The organism is [Clostridium] saccharolyticum WM1, from assembly GCF_000144625.1.
Lineage (GTDB): Bacteria > Bacillota > Clostridia > Lachnospirales > Lachnospiraceae > Lacrimispora > Lacrimispora saccharolytica.
Window position 1 is genome coordinate 801,796 of the sequence record NC_014376.1, and the last position, 24,561, is coordinate 826,356.

At 39.6% G+C, this 24,561-nt stretch carries 45 protein-coding genes; 44 read left to right on the top strand and 1 reads right to left on the bottom strand.

Annotation, left to right across the window (positions count from 1 at the left end; translation table 11 throughout):
• Positions 1–339: 339 nt before the first annotated feature.
• Positions 340–864 carry a helix-turn-helix domain-containing protein gene (locus tag CLOSA_RS21635; RefSeq protein WP_013271426.1) on the bottom strand — a complete coding sequence of 175 codons (525 nt, stop codon included), beginning with the start codon at positions 862–864 and terminating at the stop codon, positions 340–342.
• Between the two features lie 130 nt (positions 865–994).
• Between CLOSA_RS21635 and CLOSA_RS03715 the strand changes: the two genes are divergently transcribed.
• The 44 genes from CLOSA_RS03715 (at position 995) to CLOSA_RS03910 (ending at position 24,436) form a co-directional block, all read left to right on the top strand.
• Entirely contained in the window at positions 995–1,177 is a 183-nt protein-coding gene (locus tag CLOSA_RS03715) for a hypothetical protein (protein WP_013271427.1), read from the top strand.
• 48 nt (positions 1,178–1,225) lie between these two features.
• Positions 1,226–1,387: a hypothetical protein gene (locus CLOSA_RS22535; RefSeq protein ID WP_013271428.1), complete on the top strand. Its 162-nt coding sequence runs from the start codon at positions 1,226–1,228 to the stop codon at positions 1,385–1,387.
• A gap of 40 nt (positions 1,388–1,427) precedes the next feature.
• A complete protein-coding gene (locus CLOSA_RS22540; protein ID WP_013271429.1) occupies positions 1,428–1,595 on the top strand; it encodes a hypothetical protein in 168 nt (55 codons plus the stop codon).
• A gap of 33 nt (positions 1,596–1,628) precedes the next feature.
• Entirely contained in the window at positions 1,629–1,796 is a 168-nt protein-coding gene (locus CLOSA_RS22545; protein ID WP_013271430.1) for a hypothetical protein, read from the top strand.
• Positions 1,797–2,125: 329 nt separating this feature from the next.
• Positions 2,126–2,482, top strand: a complete 357-nt coding sequence (locus CLOSA_RS03725; protein WP_157668987.1) for an HTH domain-containing protein — start codon at positions 2,126–2,128, stop codon at positions 2,480–2,482.
• A gap of 2 nt (positions 2,483–2,484) precedes the next feature.
• Positions 2,485–2,796 (top strand): hypothetical protein, encoded by a 312-nt coding sequence (locus tag CLOSA_RS03730; RefSeq protein ID WP_013271433.1) that lies wholly within the window; start codon positions 2,485–2,487, stop codon positions 2,794–2,796.
• Between the two features lie 193 nt (positions 2,797–2,989).
• Positions 2,990–3,772 carry a rolling circle replication-associated protein gene (locus CLOSA_RS03735; protein WP_013271434.1) on the top strand — a complete coding sequence of 261 codons (783 nt, stop codon included), beginning with the start codon at positions 2,990–2,992 and terminating at the stop codon, positions 3,770–3,772.
• Between the two features lie 13 nt (positions 3,773–3,785).
• Entirely contained in the window at positions 3,786–4,016 is a 231-nt protein-coding gene (locus CLOSA_RS03740; protein ID WP_013271435.1) for a hypothetical protein, read from the top strand.
• Positions 4,013–4,228, top strand: coding sequence for a hypothetical protein (locus tag CLOSA_RS03745; RefSeq protein WP_013271436.1), 216 nt, complete (start codon positions 4,013–4,015; stop codon positions 4,226–4,228). Before CLOSA_RS03740 ends, CLOSA_RS03745 begins: the two co-directional genes overlap by 4 nt.
• A 60-nt stretch (positions 4,229–4,288) precedes the next feature.
• Positions 4,289–4,735 carry a VRR-NUC domain-containing protein gene (locus CLOSA_RS03750; RefSeq protein ID WP_013271437.1) on the top strand — a complete coding sequence of 149 codons (447 nt, stop codon included), beginning with the start codon at positions 4,289–4,291 and terminating at the stop codon, positions 4,733–4,735.
• Complete coding sequence (locus CLOSA_RS03755) at positions 4,732–5,514, top strand: ParA family protein (RefSeq protein WP_013271438.1); 783 nt, start codon at positions 4,732–4,734, stop codon at positions 5,512–5,514. The genes CLOSA_RS03750 and CLOSA_RS03755 overlap by 4 nt, the downstream gene beginning before the upstream one ends.
• Positions 5,515–6,573, top strand: a complete 1,059-nt coding sequence (locus tag CLOSA_RS03760) for a ParB N-terminal domain-containing protein (RefSeq protein WP_013271439.1) — start codon at positions 5,515–5,517, stop codon at positions 6,571–6,573.
• A gap of 128 nt (positions 6,574–6,701) precedes the next feature.
• Positions 6,702–7,709, top strand: coding sequence for a tyrosine-type recombinase/integrase (locus CLOSA_RS03765; RefSeq protein ID WP_013271440.1), 1,008 nt, complete (start codon positions 6,702–6,704; stop codon positions 7,707–7,709).
• A 184-nt stretch (positions 7,710–7,893) separates the two neighbouring features.
• On the top strand, positions 7,894–8,046 hold the full coding sequence (locus tag CLOSA_RS22550; protein ID WP_013271441.1) for a hypothetical protein: 153 nt from the start codon (positions 7,894–7,896) through the stop codon (positions 8,044–8,046).
• Entirely contained in the window at positions 8,039–9,001 is a 963-nt protein-coding gene (locus tag CLOSA_RS03770; RefSeq protein WP_013271442.1) for an SPFH domain-containing protein, read from the top strand. Before CLOSA_RS22550 ends, CLOSA_RS03770 begins: the two co-directional genes overlap by 8 nt.
• A gap of 137 nt (positions 9,002–9,138) precedes the next feature.
• Positions 9,139–9,882 carry a hypothetical protein gene (locus CLOSA_RS21640; protein WP_049791634.1) on the top strand — a complete coding sequence of 248 codons (744 nt, stop codon included), beginning with the start codon at positions 9,139–9,141 and terminating at the stop codon, positions 9,880–9,882.
• Positions 9,879–10,154, top strand: a complete 276-nt coding sequence (locus CLOSA_RS03780) for a hypothetical protein (RefSeq protein ID WP_013271444.1) — start codon at positions 9,879–9,881, stop codon at positions 10,152–10,154. The genes CLOSA_RS21640 and CLOSA_RS03780 overlap by 4 nt, the downstream gene beginning before the upstream one ends.
• 40 nt (positions 10,155–10,194) lie before the next feature.
• Positions 10,195–10,371, top strand: coding sequence for a hypothetical protein (locus CLOSA_RS22825; protein ID WP_013271445.1), 177 nt, complete (start codon positions 10,195–10,197; stop codon positions 10,369–10,371).
• Between the two features lie 230 nt (positions 10,372–10,601).
• A complete protein-coding gene (locus CLOSA_RS23380; RefSeq protein ID WP_049791635.1) occupies positions 10,602–11,072 on the top strand; it encodes a phosphoadenosine phosphosulfate reductase domain-containing protein in 471 nt (156 codons plus the stop codon).
• Complete coding sequence (locus CLOSA_RS23385) at positions 11,060–11,506, top strand: phosphoadenosine phosphosulfate reductase domain-containing protein (protein ID WP_049791636.1); 447 nt, start codon at positions 11,060–11,062, stop codon at positions 11,504–11,506. Before CLOSA_RS23380 ends, CLOSA_RS23385 begins: the two co-directional genes overlap by 13 nt.
• Before the next feature lie 151 nt (positions 11,507–11,657).
• On the top strand, positions 11,658–11,933 hold the full coding sequence (locus CLOSA_RS03795) for a hypothetical protein (RefSeq protein ID WP_013271447.1): 276 nt from the start codon (positions 11,658–11,660) through the stop codon (positions 11,931–11,933).
• A 10-nt stretch (positions 11,934–11,943) separates the two neighbouring features.
• Positions 11,944–12,156: a hypothetical protein gene (locus CLOSA_RS03800; RefSeq protein ID WP_013271448.1), complete on the top strand. Its 213-nt coding sequence runs from the start codon at positions 11,944–11,946 to the stop codon at positions 12,154–12,156.
• 44 nt (positions 12,157–12,200) lie between these two features.
• The gene (locus CLOSA_RS03805) at positions 12,201–12,422 is read left to right on the top strand and encodes a hypothetical protein (RefSeq protein WP_013271449.1); all 222 of its coding nucleotides are present in this window, start codon (positions 12,201–12,203) and stop codon (positions 12,420–12,422) included.
• A gap of 32 nt (positions 12,423–12,454) precedes the next feature.
• Positions 12,455–12,832: an HNH endonuclease gene (locus tag CLOSA_RS03810; RefSeq protein WP_013271450.1), complete on the top strand. Its 378-nt coding sequence runs from the start codon at positions 12,455–12,457 to the stop codon at positions 12,830–12,832.
• A gap of 164 nt (positions 12,833–12,996) precedes the next feature.
• Positions 12,997–13,233: a hypothetical protein gene (locus CLOSA_RS03815; RefSeq protein WP_013271452.1), complete on the top strand. Its 237-nt coding sequence runs from the start codon at positions 12,997–12,999 to the stop codon at positions 13,231–13,233.
• 29 nt (positions 13,234–13,262) lie between these two features.
• A complete protein-coding gene (locus CLOSA_RS03820) occupies positions 13,263–13,505 on the top strand; it encodes a hypothetical protein (RefSeq protein WP_013271453.1) in 243 nt (80 codons plus the stop codon).
• Positions 13,506–13,598: 93 nt separating this feature from the next.
• Positions 13,599–14,018 (top strand): DUF3775 domain-containing protein, encoded by a 420-nt coding sequence (locus CLOSA_RS03825; protein WP_013271454.1) that lies wholly within the window; start codon positions 13,599–13,601, stop codon positions 14,016–14,018.
• A 75-nt stretch (positions 14,019–14,093) separates the two neighbouring features.
• Positions 14,094–14,900: a DNA adenine methylase gene (locus CLOSA_RS03830; RefSeq protein WP_041708445.1), complete on the top strand. Its 807-nt coding sequence runs from the start codon at positions 14,094–14,096 to the stop codon at positions 14,898–14,900.
• A 55-nt stretch (positions 14,901–14,955) separates the two neighbouring features.
• Positions 14,956–15,306, top strand: a complete 351-nt coding sequence (locus CLOSA_RS03835) for a hypothetical protein (RefSeq protein WP_013271456.1) — start codon at positions 14,956–14,958, stop codon at positions 15,304–15,306.
• A complete protein-coding gene (locus tag CLOSA_RS03840; RefSeq protein WP_041708447.1) occupies positions 15,303–15,518 on the top strand; it encodes a hypothetical protein in 216 nt (71 codons plus the stop codon). Before CLOSA_RS03835 ends, CLOSA_RS03840 begins: the two co-directional genes overlap by 4 nt.
• Positions 15,519–15,529: 11 nt before the next feature.
• A complete protein-coding gene (locus CLOSA_RS03845) occupies positions 15,530–15,757 on the top strand; it encodes a hypothetical protein (protein ID WP_013271457.1) in 228 nt (75 codons plus the stop codon).
• Between the two features lie 44 nt (positions 15,758–15,801).
• Positions 15,802–16,203, top strand: coding sequence for a hypothetical protein (locus CLOSA_RS03850; RefSeq protein ID WP_013271458.1), 402 nt, complete (start codon positions 15,802–15,804; stop codon positions 16,201–16,203).
• Positions 16,204–16,396: 193 nt separating this feature from the next.
• Positions 16,397–16,738, top strand: coding sequence for an HNH endonuclease (locus CLOSA_RS03855; protein WP_013271459.1), 342 nt, complete (start codon positions 16,397–16,399; stop codon positions 16,736–16,738).
• Between the two features lie 183 nt (positions 16,739–16,921).
• On the top strand, positions 16,922–17,245 hold the full coding sequence (locus CLOSA_RS03860; RefSeq protein WP_013271460.1) for a hypothetical protein: 324 nt from the start codon (positions 16,922–16,924) through the stop codon (positions 17,243–17,245).
• Positions 17,235–18,917 carry a terminase TerL endonuclease subunit gene (locus tag CLOSA_RS03865; protein ID WP_013271461.1) on the top strand — a complete coding sequence of 561 codons (1,683 nt, stop codon included), beginning with the start codon at positions 17,235–17,237 and terminating at the stop codon, positions 18,915–18,917. The genes CLOSA_RS03860 and CLOSA_RS03865 overlap by 11 nt, the downstream gene beginning before the upstream one ends.
• A gap of 18 nt (positions 18,918–18,935) precedes the next feature.
• A complete protein-coding gene (locus CLOSA_RS03870; RefSeq protein WP_013271462.1) occupies positions 18,936–20,114 on the top strand; it encodes a phage portal protein in 1,179 nt (392 codons plus the stop codon).
• A 16-nt stretch (positions 20,115–20,130) separates the two neighbouring features.
• The gene (locus tag CLOSA_RS03875) at positions 20,131–20,889 is read left to right on the top strand and encodes a head maturation protease, ClpP-related (RefSeq protein ID WP_013271463.1); all 759 of its coding nucleotides are present in this window, start codon (positions 20,131–20,133) and stop codon (positions 20,887–20,889) included.
• Between the two features lie 4 nt (positions 20,890–20,893).
• Positions 20,894–22,072: a phage major capsid protein gene (locus tag CLOSA_RS03880; protein ID WP_013271464.1), complete on the top strand. Its 1,179-nt coding sequence runs from the start codon at positions 20,894–20,896 to the stop codon at positions 22,070–22,072.
• Positions 22,073–22,173: 101 nt separating this feature from the next.
• Positions 22,174–22,467 carry a hypothetical protein gene (locus CLOSA_RS03885; RefSeq protein WP_013271465.1) on the top strand — a complete coding sequence of 98 codons (294 nt, stop codon included), beginning with the start codon at positions 22,174–22,176 and terminating at the stop codon, positions 22,465–22,467.
• Positions 22,442–22,789 carry a hypothetical protein gene (locus tag CLOSA_RS03890; protein ID WP_013271466.1) on the top strand — a complete coding sequence of 116 codons (348 nt, stop codon included), beginning with the start codon at positions 22,442–22,444 and terminating at the stop codon, positions 22,787–22,789. The genes CLOSA_RS03885 and CLOSA_RS03890 overlap by 26 nt, the downstream gene beginning before the upstream one ends.
• 3 nt (positions 22,790–22,792) lie before the next feature.
• Positions 22,793–23,170, top strand: coding sequence for an HK97 gp10 family phage protein (locus CLOSA_RS03895; RefSeq protein ID WP_013271467.1), 378 nt, complete (start codon positions 22,793–22,795; stop codon positions 23,168–23,170).
• On the top strand, positions 23,167–23,499 hold the full coding sequence (locus CLOSA_RS03900) for a hypothetical protein (RefSeq protein WP_013271468.1): 333 nt from the start codon (positions 23,167–23,169) through the stop codon (positions 23,497–23,499). Before CLOSA_RS03895 ends, CLOSA_RS03900 begins: the two co-directional genes overlap by 4 nt.
• On the top strand, positions 23,489–24,058 hold the full coding sequence (locus CLOSA_RS03905) for a major tail protein (RefSeq protein ID WP_013271469.1): 570 nt from the start codon (positions 23,489–23,491) through the stop codon (positions 24,056–24,058). Before CLOSA_RS03900 ends, CLOSA_RS03905 begins: the two co-directional genes overlap by 11 nt.
• Before the next feature lie 3 nt (positions 24,059–24,061).
• On the top strand, positions 24,062–24,436 hold the full coding sequence (locus CLOSA_RS03910) for a hypothetical protein (RefSeq protein WP_013271470.1): 375 nt from the start codon (positions 24,062–24,064) through the stop codon (positions 24,434–24,436).
• Positions 24,437–24,561: the final 125 nt, after the last annotated feature.

A 24,561-nucleotide genomic window follows, 5' to 3' on the forward strand; every position in this document is an offset into this window, starting at 1 on the left:
CGCATGGAAAAATGATATAATAAATATGACCTTATATTATATCGGGACCATGCCCGTATAGTATCTTTAAGCCTTTGCGTTGGCCGCGCAAGGGCTTTTTTGTGCTGGAAGATAATGGAAAAAAGTTCCACTATCAATAAGTAAAAACATATTTATAATTAAATTTGCACCCAATCCCAAATACAAATACAAAAGAAGGGGATTGAGATATGAATGAAGCGTACATACATTTTAAAAGAAAAGATATATATGCGGTATTCTTTCGTAAAAACAGTTTAGTTTACTATAACTTGGACTTCTTAGGCGAGACAAAACGGTTCTTACTAATGTAAAACAAAGTTAATGTTTTGGGGTTGGGCGCATTTTAGCAATCCAGTCCTGAACTTCTTTTGAATTTTTATCTACAGGCTGATACTTCTTTTCAAATTCTTCTGGTGTTCTTGGTAAATCTTTCATTAGTGAATTTACACTATGGGCCAGATCGCCAGAATCATCATTGGAAATTTCTTTATCAAATTTTTTAAATTCTTTGTATATGTAATCCCAATACTCATCAGGAAGTCCCATTATCATATTTAAGCAAAACTTTTTAAAATCATTTTTTTCCGTTCCAAGTTTACCAATGTTTTGAATATACTTTACATCTTCGGATAGGAACATATTATCTTGTCCGCCTGCTCCAGTACGGAGCCATTCTTCATTTACACTAAATTCAGAACATATGAGTTTTATGGTCTGGTCAGATGGGTTATTGATTCCGGCCTCAATTTTACTTATAGAAGTTTTTGTTACTCTCAAACGTTTTCCAAATTCTTCCTGGCTTAATCCTAATTTTTTTCTAACTTCTTTGATCCTATTATTCAAAAATAATCACCTCCATCACTTGTAAATAGAGAATAACATATAAAGTAGATTCAGTCAACAAAAAAGTATTGACAAAGTAGACTAAATATAATATAGTGTAGATGTAGTTAACGAAAGCGAGGTGAAAAAAATGAAGAAAACAAACGAGATCACGCCTGAGGTTATCAAAAGACGCATGGGGCAGATGGAAGAGATGAATCAGATTTGGGAAAAAAGCCCGGAAAAAATAAGGGGTTACCTTGAAGGTTTCTCTGCGGCAGTTGTAGTTTTTGCTGGAATGCAAGAATCGCCGGAGCCGCGAAAGACGGGCTAACAGCCAGGGCAGCAGGCCGTACATTGAAAATTGAGAGGACGGATTAAAATGGATAAAGATAAGTTGGTAGTAGAGTATATTCAATTATGCCTGGAATTTGTATCATTGGCCGGACCTGATCCGATAGATCAAGAGGAAAGGAATCATATTATCAATCGAATCAAGCAGATCCGGGAGTTACTGGGAATGGAACCCATTAATCTGGAATGAGCAGCAGGACGTACATTGAAAATTGAGAGGGCGTAAAATTATGGAGAAAAAGGCAAGAAAGGAAGCCGGAAGGATTAGACGGCTCTACTCAAGAGGAAAAATCACCTTAAATAGAGCTAGGGAAGAACTAGGCCTTAAACCTATAATTGGCGGAGATATTAAAATTAGTCCCATATCTAAAAGTATAAATAATAAAAAGACTAGTTGATAGGACGGAATTAAGAGGAAAGGAGGCAGAGAAGTGGAAAATGTAAGAGTAAAGGTAGAAATACCAGGAATTGAAAAGGTTGAAGAACTTATTAAAAAGCATTATGAGATACTCGAAGAAATGCAAGAAAACCTTAATCAAATTCATTACACAAGGCTGGATTTGGAATTAAAAATAAATCAACCGCCAGAGAATAACTGACGGCTGATTTAGTCATGCTTTGAACGTAACTGTAATATCTGCATCATCTGGTATCTTTTGTACTGTCATTCCTGCATCAGAGAAGTAACTTTTAAATCTTAAAAAGTTATCATGGCCAGGCAAATACTGAACTGCTTTGCTACAGCCTTGACACGTCAAGTAGCTCGATATGGGAACGACATCATCTTTTGTGGTAAAAAGGCAACCACATTTACATTTGATTAATAGCATTAACATGGACTCCTTTCCTATGTACTTGGCCCGGCATGGCCTGTAAGTACATTATAGGACAGGTAAATTATGGATGCAATAAAAAGAAGGGAGGAAGAATGATGCCAAAGGATCAGCAGATCAAGGCAATACCAATTCCTGAAACAATTATTCAGGAGATTTTTAAAAGAATGGAATCACTTAATGATGAAATATTGAAGATCCAGGCCAGAGAACAGGAGCGTTTTGTAACATCGGCAGAACTTGCGGAAATCATGGGCTGTACTAGGGTTACGATATGCAAAAAAATTAAGTCTGGAGATATATATGCCACAAGAAAGTTAGGAGATCCCAAAATCCCCATGAGCCAGTTTTATAAAACCGATCCGGTAAACCTGATAAAGCGCAAACCAAAGGAGTTAAAAAAGGTTTCAGGCGGGGAATCTATGGAGCAGCTTATTTTCGGAAAGGGGTAGTCATGGAAGAAAAAAGGAAGCGTGTCACAAAGAAACTGGCGTGTGAAATAGCACATATGGTTATCGGCACCCGAAAGGTTGATTCGGAAAACGATATAGGATACTGTTTCACAACCGGAAGCATAACACTTAGGATCATGGACCGCTGCATAATCCCAAGGCGTTCCACGTTCAGCCGTTTCCATCTGAAAGGAGAACGGTATGAAGGTCAGGCGATTGATTGTACTTTATTCGTTGGGGATTATGTAAACCATGACTTGTTTTACACGCTGGAAGGGCACCAGGAAATTGATTATGAATACGCAGAAGAATAAAGAAAAGCACCTGCCGTTACGGGAATAACGACAGGTGCAAAATTTTAATGCATAGCTGGTAAAAATATACAATTTAATTATAAGCTGTGCATACCAAAAAGTCAAGGAAAATCAAGGGTTTTGACCTCTTTTCTAGACCGATAAAAGGATTAAACTTAGCTGGATTATATTGGCAGGTTATTAGGAGAAGTATATGCACAGATATAAGCAGATTGAATATAAAGCAGGAATCACCATTGAAGTAATTAAGTGTATACCAAAGGGGTGTAGGGAAGGGCAGAGAAAGACCACACCGGAGGAAATAGCGGAATCGAACATGAGGCAGGCAGCCAGAAAACTGGCAAGAAAGATTAATGCTAACTTTAAGCCGGGTGACTGGCATGTAGTGCTGATGTATAGAAGGGACGGCAGACCCACACCGGAGCAGGCACAGAAATATATTAAAAAGTTGATGGACGGATTAAGGGACCTGTATAAGAAAAACGGTTTCGTTCTGAAATACGTTCATGCTACAGAATACAAGAATAAAGCAATCCATCATCACCTTGTCATAAATAACGTAAATGACGGAAAGAGAACCACAGTTGAATATATAAGGGAACTATGGAAAGGTGACGGGAAGGGGAATAAGCAGTTTATCCCGCTCTATGATGATGGAGAATATAAGAGGCTGGCGGAGTACTTGATAAAAGAGACAGAAAAGACATTCAGAGATAAAAACAGCCCATTCAAGCAAAGGTATTCCTGCTCCAGGAATCTGATTAATCCATTGCCGGATAGCCGGATCAGGAAAGTTAAGACGCATTGGAAGCTGGAACCAAAGCCACGGCCAGGATATTACATAGATCAGGATTCCATTTACAATGGCACAGATAAATTAGGATACCCTTATCAGCGGTATGTAATGATCAAACTCAATCCAACTGATGAGGATTGGGAACCGTGCACAGGATTCCCGCCAGATGAAGGTGATTAAGGAGGGATCGGAAATGCAAGCACCGGAAGGATTAACACCAGAATTAACGGAAGCCTGGGGAAATGCCTGGTCATATGATGGCCGTCCCCCTGGAAAATATATTGGATCAATAAAAAGAGGGAACATAACATTTTATTACTATAAAAATGGTCAGGATTATTATTATGAAAATGATTATGACATTGAAATGAGACATAAAAAGAAGCTTAAAAATCGGTATGAAAAGAAGGAGGGGACCAAGTGAATAATTCATGGACCAGACCTGTTATCCTGAGAAAAGATGTGGATAAGATAAAGGAATCTGTAAAGATTGGGGATAAATTCATCTATAAAACAATTTATAAAGATGTTGATGATGGAACGGTAAGGCCAAAGATAGAAAGAGTTGCCGTTGTTAAAAAATATCCTCACATAGTCCAGGTAGTAAATGCAAAAAGACCGGGACACCTTAAATAAATGACATACATAGAAATTCTATTTCAGAAAATGGGACTGAATTATTAGGAGGGAGCAGGAGTGAGCGGAGGATTTAGAAAAAGAAGTGAAGCAACAGAGCAGGAGCATGTAGTTTCATGGTGTTCTCATCGTGAGGGAATGTATCCAGATCTTAAATGGATTCATCATTGCCCGAATGGCGGAAGCAGGCAGAAAAAAGAAGCGGCACGATTGAAAGCCCAGGGAGTAAAGCCAGGGGTGCCAGATCTTCATTTACCAATTCCCAAGGGAGCATATGCAGGGCTGTACATAGAAATGAAATATGATGACGGAACCGTGGAACCTCCACAAAAGGAATGGATAAGGGCTATGAAGGCAGCAGGACATTTCGCTTGTGTGTGCTATGGATATGATTATGCAGTTAAGGTCATAGAAGAATATGTTTCCCTTCTGCCAGATCAGATAATGAGCTATGAAAACGGAATCATCTTAAAAGACCGGAAGCGGGGAAAGGAAGTTGTCCTATGAGAGTGATAAGCATTATCAACTTAAAAGGCGGAGTGGGTAAAAGCTTTACTGCCGCACAGATGGGATATCTATTAAGCCAGAAATATAATGCTAGGGTGCTTATGCTGGATAACGATAAACAAGGGAATTTATCAAAGCTTTTCGGGGCCTATGACAGAAACGGACTGTGTCCAGCGGCTCAGTTACTTATGGGCCGGGTAAAAGCCTGGGAAGTGAACAAGGAAACAGGATACCATAATCTTGATATCATCAGTGCAAATATGAATCTCCTTACCGCTACTATGCAGTTGCAGCAGGACGGATCAGAAGGTCAGTGCGGAAGATTTGAAAGTATCAAATATGCGCCAAACCGTGAGGGGTACGCTTACGATTACGTAATTATAGACAATCCGCCGGACATCGGTCTAAACGTTATTAATGCCCTTGCGATTACTCATGATGTGATTGTACCCATAAAAATTGATCAGTGTGCATTGGAAGGTATGGATATCATGACCGGGCAGATAGCACAAATGCAAGCAATAAATCCGAAAATCAGTTTTATGGGCGCACTGGTTACGATGTATAAAAATAATGTCACCAATGCAGCAGGCTTGGAATGGCTAGGTAAGCACGATGTAAAATTATTTGATACCCGTATTCGGTACAGCGATAAAGCCGCCGAAAGTACCATCTTTGAAAAACCAATACAGGAATACAGCCCACGAAGCGGAACCGCCAGGAGTTACAGGCAGTTTGTGCAGGAATACCTCACTAAAGTGAAAGCGGAGGTGTGGTAAATGGGGATATCGGGAGAATTTTCCGTATTTGACATGATAAACAGTGCTACAAGGAGCAAAACTGGAGTAAGCATCAAGGATTATACAGAAATTTGGTTAAGTCCTTATGAGATAAAGGAGGCACATCAAAACACACGCCAGGAATACAAGAATATTGATGCCTTGGCAGATGCATTTCTTCTGGTGGGGCAGGAGCAGCCAACGGTGCTGGCAAGGGTAAACGGGGAATATCGGATCGTAGACGGTCATAGACGAAACCGGGCAAATATCCTTCTGATAGAAAGAGGGTATGAGCAGTTTAAAAAGGTTCGGTATTTCTACAAGGATATGACTGAGAACATGTATGAATTATCTTTACTGGCCGGTAATGGATTCACCCAAGACCTAACGCCGTATGAAAAGACAGAACTGGCAGGAAGATTAAAAAAGGTTCTTGAGAAGATGAGAGACACCGGAGAAATTGAGGTTAAGGGAAAAATTCGGGATATCATCGGAAAGTATATAGGGGAAACGTCCGGCCAGATGGCAAGAATAGAAAAAATCAACAACAGCCTAACCGAAGAAGCTAAGGAGCAGTTTCGAGAGGGAAACATGGGAATATCCGCAGCTTATGAAGCTTCTCGACTTCCGGAAGAGGACCAGAAGATAATTGCAGAAAAGGCAGCAGAACAGGGCGGAGTAGAAGGAAAAGAGATTGCTGCCATAGTAAAGGAACGTAAGGAGGTAGAGAAACAAGCAAAAAAGGCGGAAGAATTTGCAAAGCAAGCAGAAAAGTCATTAAAGGAAACCCGAAAATCAGAAGTTGGAGCGGCGCAGGCCAGCCTACACGCAGAACGGGCAGCAGAGAATGCAGATCAGAGTGCCGGGGTTATGATTGGAATGAATCCGCCTATAGTGTCCGATTCGGACACCGAAAAAAACGGAGAGCCATCACCGGAGGAAATAAAACAGGAAGCAACATTTACCTTACAGCAGCTATTGATCCAGGCAGAGAAAATCACATACAATGAGTTGCTTGTTTTGCAGGATATCATGATGAATTGTAACAATAGGGGGTAAACATGCCGGGGGAGGCAGCAGGACAACAGAAAAGGGGGTAATGCATAAGATAGCGCAGTAATCAGCCTATCCATAAAAATTGAATTGATAATATCATAATCATAATCACACAAAGGAGAAGGGGCCGTATGAAAGAGAAGATTATCAATGAGATTTTGATGCAGATGGAACCGCATATCAGCACCGAAACATTAAGAATACTTGAAACTGTAATCATTAAGGCTTTGTATTATGTAGAGGTAGTCAAAAAGGAAACCGAACTATCCACCGAAATGGATGATAATTTATATCTGCTCCAGATGTATGAAATGAACGTTAAAAAGGACGGCTTAAGTGAAAAGACCGTAAAGGCTTATATGGGGGCAATGCGTAACATGCTATGCGTTACTGACAAAAATATCAGGCATATTACATCAGTGGATATCAAGTACTATCTGGACCTATACGCAGGAAAAGGCAACAACGTTAGGACTGTAAATAATGAGCGCCGTTTCCTTTCGGCTGTATTCACTTGGTTCAGAAAACACGGGATCATCAATGCAAATCCAGTGGAGGCAGTACCTATCAAAAAGGAACGAAAACCGCCTATTGACTATCTAAAAGGTGTTGAAATTGAAAAGTTAAGGGTAGCCTGCAAAGAGCCGAGGGATCGGGCGTTAATGGAGTTTCTGTTAAGTACAGGGGCAAGGATCGGAGAGGTACCGCAGATCAGGAGACAGGATATTGACTGGAATACGGGCGAAATCCTGATCTATGCGCATAAAACATCTGATTATCGTACCGTATACCTTAATGATGTAGCAATGGTGCATCTGGAAAAATACCTGGATTCCAGGGAGGATAACAGCGAGGCATTATTTGCAGGAGTGCGAGCACCTTACAATACGGTTCATGAAGATGGATTGAGGCTGATTATAAAGCGGATCGGAGAAAAGGCCGGGTTAAAACGAAGGGTTTATCCTCATCTATTCAGAAAGACAATGGCAACAACGTTAAGAATGAAGGATTGTGCTATCGAAGATATTCAGCAGATCCTTGGACACAAGGACCCGTCTACAACGCTTGGATTCTATGCAGCAGCCAATCAGGTACATCTAAGGCAAGTACATAACCGTTATATGAGCGTTGGGGCTTAATATAAATTCCTGTAAGGGATAGGGCGCAGCTCCCGAAGTAACCACGAAAACAAACCGGTTTGTTGTAACTCGTCAACCAGTCTTTTGTAAGCGTATAAGCATAACGGAAAAAGGAATCAATGTGTCACGACATTGTGAGGGGCAATAAAAGCCCCTCTTCCACCAAAAGAAAGAAGGAAACTTCATGTGGTTTATATGGATTTTAATATTTATGGCCTTGTGTATCATTGGAATAGTAATTATTTTAATAGGCCATACGATCTGGCTTGTAACAAAAAGAAATGAAAAAATATTTGAAATGGAAAATAAAAAAATGGAGGAAGAAGAAAATGAATAAGGGAATTTTTGTAGGGTTGGTTATTGCAGCGGCAGTAATAGGAGCAACATATACGGTAATGTCGATTGAAAAGGTAGGCCAGGGTGAAGTAGGTGTCGTATGGACAGCAAAAGAAGGTGTACATGAAAATACATTATCTCCAGGCTGGCATTTTGTAGGGCCGCTGGCAAAGGTAAAAAATTATCCGGTATCACAGCAACAGATCATATTCAGCAATAACCCGGAGGATTACAGTAAGAAGGAGCATCCAGATTGGCATATTGATGCCCCGGCCAACGGCGGAATGGTTAAGTTGAATATGACGGTAAATTATAACTTCCTCAATGACAGGGTGGTAAATTTATACACCAGATTCAATGGTATGGACGGAAGCTCCATAGTAGAGGGAATGGTACAAAATTCCATCATTGCTTATGTAAAAGAGGTTACTCCACAATTCTCAGTCATGGATATCTATTCCAGTAAAAGGGCGGAAGTATCCACTGCAATCACTGATTACCTCAATGAAAAACTGCGTGATGAATACGGAATTAACATATCAAGCGCACTGATCATAGATGTACAGCTTGACGATGCACTTTATTCTAAGATTCAGGAAAAAGAAAGAGCGAAACAGGACGCAGAAAAAGCGGAGTTAGACAAAAAGACAGCTATTGCAGTTGCGGAAAAAGAACAGGAGATTGCACGTAGAGAAGCCGAGAAAAATAAAGAGGTGGCATTGATCCAGGCAGAGCAGGAGAAGCAGAAAGCAGAAATAGAAGCTGATCAGAGGAAGATTCAGGCAGAAGGTGAAGCGAATGCAACCAAGATCAAGGCAGAGGCAGAAGCAGAGGCAAACCAAAAGATTGCGGCCTCTCTCACCCCTGAATTGTTGGAAAAGGCGAAATATGAGCGGTGGAACGGACAACTTCCTACGATTCAGGGGAATACAACACCTATTGTAGATTTGAAATAATATTTTACATAGTGCAGAAGGTAACGGCAATTTCAACTTTACCTTCTGCACAAAGAAGCGGCAGCAGGATATTTGTGCAGCGTTAATCAATAAAGCACCTGTTTAATGGAGCTGCCGGGGCAGCAGAAAGGGGAACTATGAAAGAAGAATGCAAATATTGCAGCGGTTGGAACGATGAAAAAGCAGAATGCAGAGGAATTGGAATGTACTGCGCTACTCATGAACAGATCGAAGAAGAAAAATCACAGGCAAGAATTGAGCTACTGAATACCATGTTTGTTGAAGATTGGGACATTGGAGAAGATGAGATTCTTTATATCATGGTTGCGGATTCTTCCCAGAATAGAGAGGTCATTTCAGAATTAGGGGCCAGTGAAGAAGAAATAGAGAACATGAAAGTAGAGCCGTATAAATGGCTTGATATTTCAAAGTTTGCGTTTGAGTATACCGATGCTGAATGGTGGGAAATTGATGTGGGATTCGGAAAAGGTGACTGGAAAACTCAGGGCAGCAGAAAACCGATAGCAACGATCAGAGAAGTGATACTTAAAACCGCAGGAATGTATGATGGTCATGATCCGAAAGAAACGGATTATAAATTGTGGAAATCCATTGCGGAGTATATGGACGGAGAAGCCGCCCTTGTTGTTGACCACTATGAGAAAAAAGGAACTTATACATATATTGATCTGAAAGATGAAGAGAAAAGTAAAGAACTTGCTTATATGATGGAGCAGGACAGCATGATGGGCTGTTATATTGATGACCGGGCCGGGTTTGATAAAGCCTGGGACAATGATGAGTATGAGCCGGGCGCAAGTATAGTTATACCCGCTGAAAATGTGATTCTGCCAGGGCAGCAGGAAGGAGATAAGCAATGAGTTGTAAGTGTGCCAAGGCAACGGATGAATATCATGGCTGGGAGTGCAGTATCACAGAGGGAGCATGTATGTTTTTATATCCTGACAGTAAACAATGCGCTGAAATGTACGGGGAAGGACCTGATGCGCATGGTGATGAAACGTGTGCAACCTGTGAATATTGGTTAGAAAAATACCAGAAATGTGAGAATCCAGAACAGCCGCAAAGTGAAGCTGTTGATTATATGTCTCCACCTAACAAGACATGTGATCTATGGGAATCGAACCGATAATATAGGCTGCCAGGGCAGCAGGAGGAAGGAGACACTTAAAATGGAAACCAGTCTTATTAAAAAGAACGGAGAAATTTGGACCAGATTTAAAGTGAAAACAAAAGAGGTCCCCATATATGCCAGCATTCTAAGAAAATATGTGGACATTACAAAGCCATCTAAACAGAGCAGCGTAAATACATACTTTGAGGTAAAAGGCGATTTGCTTAACAAGTAAACGCGCGTTTAACGGAGAAAGGACAGTGATTATAAATGAATGTTGATTTAAGCAGATTCAAGGTTGTATATGGGGAAAAGGTTCTTCATGCCATATCGTTACAGGGAGTAGAATTTGATGGAGATTGGGAGAAACATCAAGCCAACCAGATAAATAAACCAAAGTTTAACTGAATAAGAAAGGAGGCGGAGCTTCTGCGCAGAGAAGACACGTGTCGGCTCCTTTTCAAGATGGATTTAGAAAAGCAAGCATTAGATATATTACAAACCTTTGCCAATGATGAGCCTTATCAGCTTGGGTATAGCGGCGGAAAAGATTCTGACGTGATATTACACTTGGCAAGGAAAAGCGGAGTGAAATTCATTGCCGTACACAATCATACAACGGTTGATGCGCCTGAAACCGTTCGCTATATAAGAAGAAAAAAAGATATTGTTATAGAGTATCCCAAATATTCTATGTGGCAGTTGATTGTGAGACATAAAGCACCTCCTACAAGGCGATTCCGTTATTGTTGCATGGATCTGAAAGAGTATAGCGGAAAAGGAAAAAAGTTGATTACCGGAGTAAGGAAAGCAGAAAGCAGAAACAGGAAAGAAAATCAGGGGATTATAACCTTTGCAAAACCAAATAAAGTAATCCGTGAAAAGGTAGATGATGTAAATTTTCACAAAACAAACAAGGGGGGGTGGTTGTACTAAATTACGAAAATGCAGAATCTCACAGGTTGGTTGAAAGCTGTTACAGAACATCAAAGACGCTTGTCAATCCGATTCTGGAATGGGACGATGAATATTTGTGGTGGTACATACGCCATCAAGGGATAGAGATAAACCCTCAATACAATAACGGGTGTCCTGGTGGTTGCAACCGGATCGGGTGCATTGGTTGCCCAATGGGAGGAAAAAACCGATATAAAGAATTTGCTCAATACCCGAAGTACAAAGAGGCATATATCAGGGCATTTGACAAGATGCTTAAATACAGGGAAGAGTGCGGCAACAAAGATGTAATAGGCTGGAAGAATGCACAAGGAGTCTTTGATTGGTGGATGGAAGATTCCAATATGGACGGTCAGTTTAGTATGGATTTTGATGGGCCTGATCTGACCGGATTCAAAGAGAAAGGTAACTAAAATTAGTATTGTAAAGACTGTAGGGTTGCCAGAAAGAAACAGTATCTTAAGAAATTGGCAGTACTTGATAGATGAAATTCCCTTAAAAGGAGTAGCCGGTAAGATCAGAGTATCCTGCCGGCTGCATAGAAAAGTTGTGAAAGGAGAGCAGATGTCAGAACAGAATGAAATGTTAAAGATTATCACTCCAATGATGGAGCATGTATGTGATCACCTGTGCCGGTTCCCTGGGGAGATCAGTGATCAGGAAGAATTGGACAAGATCTGTGGAGGTTGCGAGATGGAGGGTCATGTCTGCAATATCCTGAATACATATAACCGGGTTAACAGTTCCGGGATAGAGATATTACAAGGACAGGCTGAGCATGAAAACATGGTGGCTGACTGGAAGTGGCATTTAGCAGAACGGTTTAGCAGGATAGTTTAAGGAGGCATGTATGAAAATCATTAAGCAAGACGGCAATGTTGTTATGGGCCACAGTATTGAGATGAAGGGGTGTACCATCTTCTGTACTCCTGATGATAAAACAGATGGAAGAATAGAGTGCGGTAAGTATCAAGATATGCTGCGGACAACAGAGGTATTTTCGGAAATGACCTTCGCAGGCTGGAACTTTAAAAATCCAGAATATGCTATGCCGCAAAATTAGGATTTCCCGGAGTACCGGGAGAAAGGATTAATTTGGAGAAAAAAATGAGAAAATTTGAAGTTTCGCAACGGGTAGCATTTGGTACTTTGGCAGTAACTTGGTCAGACGGTTCCGTTTCCCAATATAATGCGGTTGATATGGGGGTGGCATGGTTTCGTATGAGCAATGATGCATTTTATGATCTATATGGATTCAATTTTAATCCCCACAGATGGACGGGACTCTATGAGCGATGTAGACGGATTGTTTATCCGCAAGAAAATTAGGATTTTCCGGAGCACCAGGAGAAAGGAGAATCATGGGGAATACCGAAGTAAAGAGAAAAGCAATTCCTAAAAAGATTCGAATAAAGGTCTATGAAAAGTATAATGGGCATTGCGCCTATTGTGGCAGTGACATGGAGATTAGTGAAATGCAAGTAGATCATGTAGAGTCTTTATACTGGTACGGTGGAGCTGATGATATAAGCAATTATATGCCAGCGTGCAGGGCGTGTAATTTTTACAAAAGCACCTTGCCATTAGAAGAGTTTAGAGAACACGTAAAGACTATTCCGGAACGCTTGGAGAAGGAATTTATTTACCGCATCTCTAAAAAATACGGCATTATCCAGGAAATCGAAAAGCCAGTTCAATTTTATTTTGAAACGATCCCGGAGAAAGGTAATGAACTATGAATAATCTTGACGTAGCTGGATTGTTAAAGACTTACTCTGAAAGATGCTTAAACGCCAGGAATGCAGAACATCTTAGAGAAATTGTTAGAGATTTGAAAAGGGAACTAAATGCCGAAGAAATTAGGAAGTTGCGAATGACTAATATTTAGAATTGTGAGGTAGGAATGGCTTATACAGTGCAGGAACAGATTGAATTAGATCAGCAACTTAGAAGATGGCAGAAACGGCAGCTTACAGCCGTAAAACAGAGTAATATTGATAAAGCCTTTGAATCAATGAACGATATTGAAAGGGCAGTATGGGAACAGGTGGCCAGAGCAGAAAGTTTTAAAGATATATCTGTCCTGGCATGGGAAACGGCCTACAAGGTAATACCTAAGTTTTGTAAGCTGGCCCGGTAAATTTAGATTTTCAGAAGGAGGTATCCAGTGTGCAAAATAATAAATATTCATTTCCTATAAATCAATGCCCTCATTGTGGTGGAGGAACAATAAAAATAAGGCAACATATTCACGGATACGGTGAATACCTTGTGGATTTAGAGAATGGAGAAATTGAAAGTTCATCACTTCATGATTACTTATATTATAAGAATACCGGAAAATACGCTTTATGTGCTGACTGTGGTAAAAGACTATTTAAGGTAGATGATGAACTGAACGTTATCCAATAAAACTGATATTTAAAAGATTCATTGTTCTTTGATAATTGAATATTGATAGTTGGTATGGTAATATATGGATATAATACAAAGGAGGTATTTAGCATGGTGGAGCATTCAAATATTGACTTGGATAATTATATTGATGAAATACTTAAAGTTATCAGCCTGGCAGAGATTAGAGACAGAGCAACCGAACATGAATACGGCGAGTCAGGAGTAATTGATAGTGTGGTTAATTTCTCTGATATCTCACTGGAAGAAAGAGAAGAAGACAAGGCTCTATATAAATACTTAAATAGCCTGCAATACGATGCTATAAAAGTTATTCAAGTAGTTATGTATATTGGAAGGGGAGATTTCTTAGACGAAGACGGCACTAGCAGCTTTAGTGAGGCTTGGGATTTCTTTGAAGAGCAAGGCTGGAACGAAAACAAGCAAGTGGAGGCAATGCAGATTTTTGAAAAAGCACCATTGGCTGAATACTTAAGAAGTGGATGTAAAAGATTAGGTATCCATATATAAAATAAAAAACCAACTATCAATATTCGGTAGTTGGTTTTTTATTGCGAAAAAATAAGGAGGGAAGATTCAAAGAAGATGAAAGCAGTAATGAAATATCCAGGAAGTAAATGGAGTATCGCAGATTGGATTATAAGTTTCTTCCCGGAACATCACAGCTATTTAGAGGCATTTTTGGGTAGTGGAGCAGTTTTGTTCAATAAGCCAAGGTCAAACATTGAAACCGTGAACGATCTGGACGGTAATGTGATAAATCTTTTTGAGTGGATTCGAAAGGACCCAGAAAGACTGGCCAGAGAAATATATTTAACTCCTTACGCCAGACAGATTTATGATAATGCTTTTAAAACGGTACCAGATGATAGTTTTGGAAAGGCAGTTAATTTCTATATAAGGTTAAACATGGGCCACGGATTCCGAACCACTGGTGAAAAGGTAGGCTGGAAGAATGATGTACAGGGACGTGAAAAGGCTTACGCCGCATCAGGCTGGTGCAATCTTCCAGATGAAATAATGAAAGCCGCAGAGAGGATCAGAGGTGTACAAATTGAAAACCGTCCTGCAGCAGAATTGATAGAACGGTTTAACAATCCGAAAGTCTTGATTTATGCTGATCCTCCATATGTGCTGAGTACAAGGCATGGGAAACAGTACCGCCATGAAATGGATGATAAGCAGCAGAATGACTTGATAGATGTCTTACTTGCTCATAAAGGCCCGGTTCTATTAAGTGGATATGACAGTGATCTATACAATGATCGTTTATCCGGCTGGTACCGGGAAGAAACAACTTGCTATTCGCAGGTCAGCAGCAAGAAAAGAGAAATATTGTGGATGAATTTTGAACCTGCGGGGCAGACAAATATATATGATTTCATCAGCTAAACGAATATTTACAGAAGTAGGCCGCAGGCGGCAGGTAGATCAGGAGGATATTTAAATGATAAGCGAGGCAGATTTTATTATTTATAATACTGCAAAAAAGAGGACGAAAGTATGTGACAATGCAGAAACAGATGCACAGACAATAGTAAGTTTAGAAAAAGAGGTAAGATATTACAGAAACATAATTGAACAGATGGAAAGGGTACTGGTGAGGAACGTAGAAAACATAATGTTTTTATGTGACAGAAGAGCGTGCGATACATGCTTGAAAGAATGCAAACATACTTCTGACATAAAACATGCTGAGAACTTTCAATTATCTATGGGAGGGAAAAGATTTATAGAAAAGGAAACAAAGGCATACTTTAAAGCATGCCAGGCAGCAGGACCAGAAAGGAATACATGAGCAGAAAGACATCAAAAGAATATAGAGAGGAAAAGGCAAGGAGAGAAAAGGCTTTACAAACTGAAATCGCAATGGCAATTAAAGCTCCACCAATTAAGACAGGGAGTGCCACAGATCCGCCATATTTATTTACTTGCATTTGTCCTGATCCTGATAGAAGGGAATCAAAGTATGCACCTATGTTAAGGATACATAAATCTATGAAAAGATGAGGCACAATAAAATGAATGCTGTGGAAATGAGTGAGAATGAGTATTACAGAATGAAAGCAGCTGAATTAGAAAAGGCTGAGACCGCTTTTAATAAGGTTAAGGATATTATTGAAAATGAAAAGCAAAGGTATAGAGATATAATATGGTCAAAAAAAGATGCAACTCAGAATATTCAAGAATTGTATAAATGGAAAGCCTTAGATGATTTGCAGCATAAGATTGAGGAAATGCTAGAATAGCCTGCCGAAAGGCAGGCACGGCAGCAGGACAAGGAGGTGATCAGATGCAAGCGACCATTAAAAAAAGAGAAATGAAATTAAGCGATTATCATATTACGATTGATAAATATAATGAATTAAAATATTTCTGCAAACAGTATGAGGAAAAGAAAAAAGAATTAAATAAAAATTACGGTTTGGCATCGGATGCAAATGACGGGCTTCCAAAAAGTAATACTCCTGGGAATCCTACGGAAAGAACAGCAATAAAGAACATGATGCTACAAAGGGATATTGAGTTAATTGAACAGACTGTAATGGAGGCAGATTCATCAATATACAAATGGCTTTTGAAAAATGTTACACAGGGTATCAGCTTTGAGTATTTGAATGGGGTACCAAAAAACAGAACTGACTTTTATTGTTCTAGAAGATACTTTTTTTACTTACTTTCACAGAAAAAATAAAAAGATGTGCACTGAAAGGGGGTACTTCCGTGATATTATGATATCATGCAAAAGGTAAAAAATACCATTTGCACACTTACTTCCTCCCCTTGTAAGTGGATTCGTTGGTGATCAAATATCGTATGCCCTCAGGGAAAAACGCCTGTCTGATGATGGGCGTTTTTCTTTGGAATAAAGGTAGGGAAAGAACAATATGCAAAACAGAGATATCGAATTTGTAAAAAGATGTATAAGCAATAATGATATTCATAGTTTTTATATTTGGAAGCCATGGTTAATTGTAAGAAAAAGTGTATTAGAGATGGACCGCTATGAATGTCAGGATTGCAAAGCAAAAGGAAAATACACTAAAGCAAAAACAGTACATCATAACAACTATGTTAAGAAACACCCGGAGCTTGCTCTTGAAATATGGTATACATGGAAAGGACAAAAGAAAAGGAACCTTATAAGCCTATGCCATGACTGCCACGAAGAGCGGCATGGATACCGTAAGCCAGAGGAGAAGAAACCTTTGACCGAAGAAAGGTGGTAATAATGATGGAAAATTGTCTGATGTTTGGATTCATAGGGATTGATATTTATTTTTAGCTACCCCCGGTCAAAAAAAATCATATTTTAATCCGGGAGGTGGAGACCGGTGGGAGGACTCGACAAAAGATATTTTCTCGCACATGATAAGAAAAACTGAAAAATAAAAAAAGTTGAGGTGATTTAGTTGGCAGCAAGACCACCAAACAGGGCAAAGATAAAGGGATCAATGGAATATCAGCTCTGGAAAAAAGGTGTAAAAATCGAATGTTTTGAAGATCTAATCTGTGATTATATGAACCTTTACGATATCAAAAAGGCACTGCAGAAAGATATTAAATCAAGAGGTGTGGCTTATGATGCTATGTCAGCAAGTGGATACACAATTACCAAGCAGAACCAGTCAGTAAAAGATTTGGTAGCAGTAGGAAAGCAAATGCTCTTGATACTAGATAAGCTTGGATTGACAACAAGTGAAATTCTTCCGGAGAGTGATAAGGATGAATTATAAGCTAAATCCGCATATTCAAGAGTGGATAGACATTGTTGAGAATAATACATATGCAGTCTGTGAAGAACAAAAGCTTTTAGTAAAATATATAAAGCACTGTTTTGAGACAGAAGATATCTATACAAATGATGATCAGCTTGAAAGATATATTAGTCTGGCAAGATATTTCCCATTCGAGCAGGTGTTTCCTTGGCAAAAATTTGTTATAGGGCTCCATGATTGTACTTACTGGATTGAGAATGACATGCCACGCTGGCCTGATCTCTTCTGCGAACTTGGAAGAGGAGCCGGAAAAGACGGAACTATTGCATGGGAATCTGTTTGTCTGATGTCTCCATATAACGGGATCAGAGAATATGATGTTGATATATGCGCAAACAACGAAGATCAGGCCATGCGACCAGTCCGTGATGTGATCGCCGCATTTGAGCGCCCAGAAGTTATGGGAAAGCTTAAGCGCTTTTTTTATTGGACAAAAGAGCAAGTGAGATCACTTAAGACAAATTCGTTCATGAAAGGCCGGACAAATAGCCCTAAAGGAAAGGACGGTCTGCGTTCAGGAATCTGTATTTTTAACGAGATTCACCAGTATGAGGATTACGCTAATATCAATGTATTCACAACTGGACTAGGAAAGAAAAAACATCCACGGCGATCATATTATACCACAAACGGAGACGTAAGAGAGGGACCGCTTGACGATCTCATAGAAACATCTGAGGGAATTTTGAGGGGGGGAGAACCTGACAATGGTTTACTGCCATTTATATGCAAGCTGGACAAAAAAGAAGATGTAGACCAGGAAGAAAACTGGCCTATGGCAAATCCATCATTGCCGTACCTACCAAACCTTATGGAGGAAATACGGAAAGAGTACCGAGAATGGAAAAAGAACCCGGCTAGGCTCCCTGCGTTTATGACAAAGAGAATGAACATACCAGATGGTACCAGCGAGATAAAAGTAACGGAATGGGATAACATCATTGCAACGAATAGAGAACTTCCGGACCTAATAGGCTGGAGCTGTACATGTGGAATTGACTACTCAAAATTGACAGACTTTGCGGCTGTCAATCTTCATTTTCGTGATGGTGACAAGCGATATGACATTAACCATTACTGGCTTTGCTTAAAATCCTCTGATATACCACGGTTAAAATGCCCATGGAAGCAATGGGCTGAGAACGATCTTCTAACCTTGGTAGATGATGTAGAGATTCATCCGTCTTATATAACAGATTATATTGCTGAGATGAAAAAGAAATACAACATCAAGCATTTGGCCCTAGATGACTTTCGGTATGCACTTTTATCAAGCGCTCTGAAAGATATTGGATTTGACGCAAAAATATACAAAAATGTTAAATTGGTGCGCCCTATGGATATTATGCGTGTGGCTACGGTAATTGATAGCTGTTTTACAAACCAATGGTTTTGCTGGGGAGATAATCCGGGCCTGCGTTGGGCTACTAATAATACAAAGCTGGTTAGGGCAGGAAGAAAGCCGGGCCATGAAGATGATGCGGATCTTGGAAATTATGTATATGGAAAAATCGAAGCTAAAAGCCGTAAGACTGATCCGTTCATGGCATTGGTGGCTAGTATGGTAATTGAAGATATTTTGCCAGTGCAGAAACGCCAAAAGCCTAAATTTCAGGTATATGCTTATTGAAAGGAGGTGAATAAGTAAGTGGGATTGAATTTTAAAAAATGGCTTGTGGAGAGATTAGGTGGAAGTGTAGAAAAAGCATCAACCGTGGAGATTGACTGGTCAGAGTTATTTGGGATCATGGATAACGTATATGTACGAGAACTGGCTTTCTGGACATGTGTGAATAAAATTGCCAATGCATTGAGTAAGTGCGAATTTCGTACCTATTATGAAAATAAATTGGTGAAGAAAGCAGAATACTACTTATGGAATGTGGAGCCGAATAGGAATCAGAATGCATCTGCTTTCCTGACAAAGTTGATCGGTAAATTGTATCTGCGCAATGAAGCTTTGGTGATAGAGTCATCTGGACAATTATATGTAGCAGATGAGTTTGAAAAAACAGTATATGCATTATATGATTACCAGTTTCATGATGTATCAGTAGATGATTTTAAATTTGATAAGACTTTCTATCAAAATGAAGTATTGTATTTTCAGCTAAATTCAATTGATATGAGAAAATTAGTAAACTTACTCCACTCAAGCTATAACGAGCTCATGCAGTATGCGACTAATGCTTACCGAAAATCCAGGGGAAGCAGGGGAATTTTAAACATTGATGCCCAGGCACAGGCTGAGGATGACTTTTCTGATACGCTGCAAGAGCTAATGACAAACTATTTTAAAAAGTTTTTCGAGAGTGAAAATGCAGTACTGCCACTATATGATGGGTATGAGTATAAAGAAATTGAAACGAAAACGTATTCTAATGAATCCACACGGGATATTAAAGCCTTAGCTGATGATATTTTTGATTTCACAGCCAGGGCATTTTCTTTCCCACCATCATTAGCAAAAGGAGATGTTCAGGATACGGGTAAGGCTACAGATGAGTTGTTAACTTTTTGTATTGACCCACTGGCCCGAATGCTGGAAAAGGAGATAAACCGGAAACGAAACGGTATGGCAGGATTCATTTCTGGAAATTATTTAAAGATTGATACTATGGCCGTGAAACACATTGATATTTTCGATATAGCAACTCCGATTGATAAGTTGATTTCGTCCGGGGTATTTACAATTAACGGTATTCTACGGACAATTGGTGAACCAGAAATTAATGAAGATTGGGCAAACGAACATTTTATCACTAAGAATTACAGCACCATTCAGGATTTATTAAATGATTTAAAAAATGATTCTGAACCAAGATAGAAAGGAGTGAGACAAGATGCAGAAAAAAGGAACGAACTGGAGATTGGAACCATCACAGGCAGAAAACAAAGTTATTTTGTATATCTATGATGATGTAACTGAGTACGGAGAATTCAACTGGCAGACATGGAACTATGATGATTCAGAGACATCGGCAAAGTATTTTGCTGAAAAGCTAGGAGAGATACCGGACGGACAGACTATAGAACTACACATCAACTCAAATGGTGGATCTGTAAAAGAGGGAGTGGCTATTTATAACCTCCTGAAACAGAAGAGTAATCATAAAATTGGAATAGTGGACGGAGTGGCGCACAGCGTCGCTTTTTTAATTTTACAGGCTTGTGATGAAAGAAAGATGTGCCTGGGAACTACGGCACTTGTCCATAATATGTGGATGCACTGTGCAGGAAATGCGACACAGTTGAGAAAATATGCTGATGATCTTGACGACATGATGGAAGCGAATCGACAGGTATTTTTAGAACGGGCATCAATCACAGAAGAGGAACTTACAACTCTTATGGAAGCGGAAACGTATTTAACGCCAGATAAGGCAATAGAATACGGCCTGATAGATGAGATTTATGGAAAGAAAAGTGCAGCTCCACAGAACGAGAAAGAATTGATGGAAAAGTTATCTCAAATGCAATGCCAGCTAAACAGTCAGCAAAGCTTCCGTGAGCAGATTGCACAATTGAAAGAAAATAAGAAAAACCAGGGAGGAAATAAAAACCTCCTTGCAATGTTTCAGGGCATAGCCCAGAGAGGATAAAACTATGAAAAATAAAGATGTATTAATGCAGGAAAAAACAAAAATTTTACAGCAGATGAATGATGCTATCGCAAAGAATGATGCAGATGCATTTGCAGAAGCTTTCGAGCAGCTGTCTATGAATATTCAGGAAAATATCCTGAATGAGGTAGAGCAGCAAAGGAAAGCCGGAGATATCGCTATTTTAAACAGTAGGGGAGCCAATCAGCTAACCAGCGAAGAGACAAAGTATTATCAGGCGGTTATTGAGGCCATGCGTTCATCAAACCCAAAGCAGGCATTAACTGATTTGAATGTAGTAATGCCGAAAACAGTAATAGACCGGGTTTTTGAAGATTTAACAGCTTCTCATCCATTGTTAGATGCTATTGATTTCCAAAACACCTCTGGACTGGTAGAAATGTACTTAAATACTGATGAGGCACAGCTTGCTTCATGGGGTACATTGTGTAGTGAGATCGTAAAAGAATTGACATCTGGATTCAAGATGGTGCCTATGCAGCTTAAGAAGTTATCTGCTTTTCTCCCGGTATGCAAAGCTATGCTAGATTTAGGCCCGGCCTGGTTAGATGCTTATGTACGGGAACTTTTAACTGAAGCTATTAATAATGGCCTTGAACAGGGAATTATTGCCGGAACTGGAAAAGATCAGCCTATTGGAATGATGAAACAGGTAGGTGATGGTGTAACGGTAACTGATGGTGTTTATCCTGATAAAGTGGCAATAACTGTGAAGAGTTTTGACCCTGTAGAATATGGTGCACTTTTGGCAAAACTGGCAACAACACCGACCGGAAAGGTGAGACCTGTTCAGAATGTAATTCTGGTAGTTAGTCCGGTAGACTATTTTACAAAAGTATTTCCAGGGACCACAATCATGAGTCCATCTGGTACATACGTGAATAACGTACTTCCATATCCGACAATGGTTATTCAATCTATTCAAGTACCGGCAGGAAAGGCGATTATTGGTCTTGGAAAGAAGTATTTCATGGGAATCGGCACAGCGAAATCAGGAAAAATTGAGTACTCTGATGAATATCACTTCCTAGAAGATGAGAGGATATACCTCACAAAACTGTATGGACATGGGGAACCTATGGACAATAATGCTTTCCAGGTACTTGATATCTCTGGATTAAAGCCTGCTGTCATTAAAGTGGAAATGCAAACGGGAGAATAACTCGCCCGAGCGCTTCTAGAGTTGAAGCGGAAGAGTTTAGAAGCTCAATGAAACTGCTGTGATAAAACGGCAAGGGAAAAGAAAAGCAAGGAAGTGAAAACATGACATTGCTCGAAGAAGTAAAAAACTATCTGGATATCACATGGGAGACAACGGAAGCAGAGAACTTAAAACTAACAGGTATGATAGAACGTGGAAAAATAAATATTTCAGGAAAGGTCGGTGAATGTGATTTTGATAGTGAAACACAGGAAAAGTCTTTGCTCCTCATGCACGTCATGTATGAGCGTTCTTCAGCATTAAATGAATTTTGGAGCAATTACCGGGGGGAAATCATGTCCCTCCGGCTTAGAAAGAGAGTATTGAACTATGAGGCTGAAAAACAGCAGATTTGAGACATTCAATGATGGTTTGATTGAAGTTTGTATTGTAAAAGATCGTTCAATAGTTGGAAACCGTCTTAATAATAAAATACGCTATGGAAATAAAGTGATTGGAATATCTCGTTTCTATAAAGCGAAAATCGCTTCTGATTCAGTTGATAAAGTAATTTCCATACCTTTTGTGCCAGCTATTCAGAGGGGAGATATTATCATTCTTGGAGAAGAACAATATAAAATTTTGCTAATTCAGGATAAATATGATACTCAACCTCAAAGTAGATACCTAACCTTAGAGCGTATTAATGTGCTTTATAGCGATAAAAGGGAGGGTTAAAAGTTGTCAAAAGGGAACATTAAAATTGGCGGTTTGTCAGATGCTATTATGAAAGAGCTTGAAGAATATGCAAATGTAACAACCGAAAATGTGAAAGAAGGAACTAAAAAAGTAGCGCAGAAAGCGGTGAAAGAATTAAAGGAAAACTCACCAAAGAACACGGGAGATTATGCAAAAAGTTGGAAGAGCAAAGTCACAAGTGAAACCAGCCATTCCATAACATCAACAATTTATGCAGGAAACGGACAATATCGATTAACACATCTTCTCGAGAAGGGACATGCAAAGCGTGGAGGCGGAAGGGTAGAAGGTAATCCGCATATAGCGCCAGTGGAAAAGATGTGTCGTGATCAATTAATGGAGGAAATAAAAAAGCTGTGAGTATCAATGATATAAAACAGATGCTAAATGAAACGGGAATCAAGTATAAGTATCATCATTTTGAAACGGAGGAGGCCATAGCCCCTCCGTTTTTAGTATGGATACTGCCGGGAACACAAAATTTTATGGCAGATGGAATTACGTATCATGGTATATCTGAACTTGATATTGAACTGTACACGGATAAGAAAGATTTTAAGTTAGAAAAAAGCATTGAGGAAGTCTTGAAAAGATACGGACTACCATGGAATAAAACAGAACAGTATATAGAATCTGAAAACATGTTTGAAGTCCTTTATGAAATGGAGGTATTAATAAGTGGCGAATAAAGTCAAATACAATTTAAAGAATACGCATTATGCAAAAATTACAACTGATGAAACTGGAGTGATAACGTTTAGCAAACCAGTACCAATTCCTGGATCAGTGAGCATTTCCCTTGATGCACAGGGAGACATTACACCGTTCTATGCTGATGGAATCGTATATTACAAGTCAGCTTCAAACAATGGGTATGAGGGAGATTTAGAGATTGCTCTTGTTCCTGAGAGCTTCCGAACGGATATCCTTGGTGAAACGCTGGATAGCAAAAAAGTGCTGATAGAAAACTCGGAATCAAATGGATCAACGTTTGCATTACTGTTTGAATTTTCGGGTGATGAAAAGGCCATCAGGCACGTGCTATACAATTGTGTTTCCACAAGGCCATCATTGGAATCACAGACAAAAGAAGATACCGTTGAACCTGTAACGGAGACACTTACTATTTCTGCAACACCTTTAGCAAACGGAAATGTAAAGGCGAAAACCGGAAATGATACCGATCCGACAACATATAACGGCTGGTACAGTGCAGTTTACGAACCAACAGAAGAAGAGGGAGAATGATAAATGCTGAAAAAAGATATTGAAATTGATGGTAAGTTAGTGCCGTTCAGGGCTTCTGCAACCATTCCGAGGTTGTACCGGGCACAGTTTAAGCGTGATATTTTTAAAGACCTTTTGAAACTGGAAAGATCAATCCAATCAAATGATGAAGAATCCAGCGAATTACCGATTGATGATTTGGAAATGTTTGAAAATGTGGCGTATATTATGGCAAAGCACGCAGACCCAAAGCAACCGGGAACCCCAGAAGATTGGCTTGATCAGTTCGATACATTTTCAATTTATTCAATACTTCCGCAGATTCTTGATTTATGGAATCTTAATACATACACAGAATCCGAATCAAAAAAAAAGCAAGACCAAGCAGCCGGGAAATGACAACTCCCCTTTTTATGTTACGCACAGCGCAATTAGGTGTATCAATCGGTGATATGGACCTTCTCACGATTGGCCTTATCATGGACATGTACACCGAAAGCACGAACGATAATGCAAAGTATCCT

Coding starts and splice junctions, on each gene's coding strand:
- CLOSA_RS03805 (WP_013271449.1), top strand. CDS start 12,201: ATGAGAAAATTTGAAGTTTCGCAACGGGTAGCATTTGGTACTTTGGCA.
- CLOSA_RS03760 (WP_013271439.1), top strand. CDS start 5,515: ATGGGGATATCGGGAGAATTTTCCGTATTTGACATGATAAACAGTGCT.
- CLOSA_RS03755 (WP_013271438.1), top strand. CDS start 4,732: ATGAGAGTGATAAGCATTATCAACTTAAAAGGCGGAGTGGGTAAAAGC.
- CLOSA_RS03910 (WP_013271470.1), top strand. CDS start 24,062: ATGCTGAAAAAAGATATTGAAATTGATGGTAAGTTAGTGCCGTTCAGG.
- CLOSA_RS03795 (WP_013271447.1), top strand. CDS start 11,658: ATGTCAGAACAGAATGAAATGTTAAAGATTATCACTCCAATGATGGAG.
- CLOSA_RS03815 (WP_013271452.1), top strand. CDS start 12,997: ATGGCTTATACAGTGCAGGAACAGATTGAATTAGATCAGCAACTTAGA.
- CLOSA_RS22535 (WP_013271428.1), top strand. CDS start 1,226: ATGGATAAAGATAAGTTGGTAGTAGAGTATATTCAATTATGCCTGGAA.
- CLOSA_RS03770 (WP_013271442.1), top strand. CDS start 8,039: ATGAATAAGGGAATTTTTGTAGGGTTGGTTATTGCAGCGGCAGTAATA.
- CLOSA_RS03780 (WP_013271444.1), top strand. CDS start 9,879: ATGAGTTGTAAGTGTGCCAAGGCAACGGATGAATATCATGGCTGGGAG.
- CLOSA_RS23380 (WP_049791635.1), top strand. CDS start 10,602: ATGGATTTAGAAAAGCAAGCATTAGATATATTACAAACCTTTGCCAAT.
- CLOSA_RS03725 (WP_157668987.1), top strand. CDS start 2,126: ATGATGCCAAAGGATCAGCAGATCAAGGCAATACCAATTCCTGAAACA.
- CLOSA_RS03880 (WP_013271464.1), top strand. CDS start 20,894: ATGAAAAATAAAGATGTATTAATGCAGGAAAAAACAAAAATTTTACAG.
- CLOSA_RS03715 (WP_013271427.1), top strand. CDS start 995: ATGAAGAAAACAAACGAGATCACGCCTGAGGTTATCAAAAGACGCATG.
- CLOSA_RS03765 (WP_013271440.1), top strand. CDS start 6,702: ATGAAAGAGAAGATTATCAATGAGATTTTGATGCAGATGGAACCGCAT.
- CLOSA_RS03800 (WP_013271448.1), top strand. CDS start 11,944: ATGAAAATCATTAAGCAAGACGGCAATGTTGTTATGGGCCACAGTATT.
- CLOSA_RS03855 (WP_013271459.1), top strand. CDS start 16,397: ATGCAAAACAGAGATATCGAATTTGTAAAAAGATGTATAAGCAATAAT.
- CLOSA_RS03740 (WP_013271435.1), top strand. CDS start 3,786: ATGCAAGCACCGGAAGGATTAACACCAGAATTAACGGAAGCCTGGGGA.
- CLOSA_RS03890 (WP_013271466.1), top strand. CDS start 22,442: ATGAGGCTGAAAAACAGCAGATTTGAGACATTCAATGATGGTTTGATT.
- CLOSA_RS22550 (WP_013271441.1), top strand. CDS start 7,894: ATGTGGTTTATATGGATTTTAATATTTATGGCCTTGTGTATCATTGGA.
- CLOSA_RS03865 (WP_013271461.1), top strand. CDS start 17,235: ATGAATTATAAGCTAAATCCGCATATTCAAGAGTGGATAGACATTGTT.
- CLOSA_RS03735 (WP_013271434.1), top strand. CDS start 2,990: ATGCACAGATATAAGCAGATTGAATATAAAGCAGGAATCACCATTGAA.
- CLOSA_RS22540 (WP_013271429.1), top strand. CDS start 1,428: ATGGAGAAAAAGGCAAGAAAGGAAGCCGGAAGGATTAGACGGCTCTAC.
- CLOSA_RS22825 (WP_013271445.1), top strand. CDS start 10,195: ATGGAAACCAGTCTTATTAAAAAGAACGGAGAAATTTGGACCAGATTT.
- CLOSA_RS03875 (WP_013271463.1), top strand. CDS start 20,131: ATGCAGAAAAAAGGAACGAACTGGAGATTGGAACCATCACAGGCAGAA.
- CLOSA_RS03845 (WP_013271457.1), top strand. CDS start 15,530: ATGAATGCTGTGGAAATGAGTGAGAATGAGTATTACAGAATGAAAGCA.
- CLOSA_RS03835 (WP_013271456.1), top strand. CDS start 14,956: ATGATAAGCGAGGCAGATTTTATTATTTATAATACTGCAAAAAAGAGG.
- CLOSA_RS03810 (WP_013271450.1), top strand. CDS start 12,455: ATGGGGAATACCGAAGTAAAGAGAAAAGCAATTCCTAAAAAGATTCGA.
- CLOSA_RS03840 (WP_041708447.1), top strand. CDS start 15,303: ATGAGCAGAAAGACATCAAAAGAATATAGAGAGGAAAAGGCAAGGAGA.
- CLOSA_RS03885 (WP_013271465.1), top strand. CDS start 22,174: ATGACATTGCTCGAAGAAGTAAAAAACTATCTGGATATCACATGGGAG.
- CLOSA_RS21640 (WP_049791634.1), top strand. CDS start 9,139: ATGAAAGAAGAATGCAAATATTGCAGCGGTTGGAACGATGAAAAAGCA.
- CLOSA_RS03825 (WP_013271454.1), top strand. CDS start 13,599: ATGGTGGAGCATTCAAATATTGACTTGGATAATTATATTGATGAAATA.
- CLOSA_RS03830 (WP_041708445.1), top strand. CDS start 14,094: ATGAAAGCAGTAATGAAATATCCAGGAAGTAAATGGAGTATCGCAGAT.
- CLOSA_RS03850 (WP_013271458.1), top strand. CDS start 15,802: ATGCAAGCGACCATTAAAAAAAGAGAAATGAAATTAAGCGATTATCAT.
- CLOSA_RS03730 (WP_013271433.1), top strand. CDS start 2,485: ATGGAAGAAAAAAGGAAGCGTGTCACAAAGAAACTGGCGTGTGAAATA.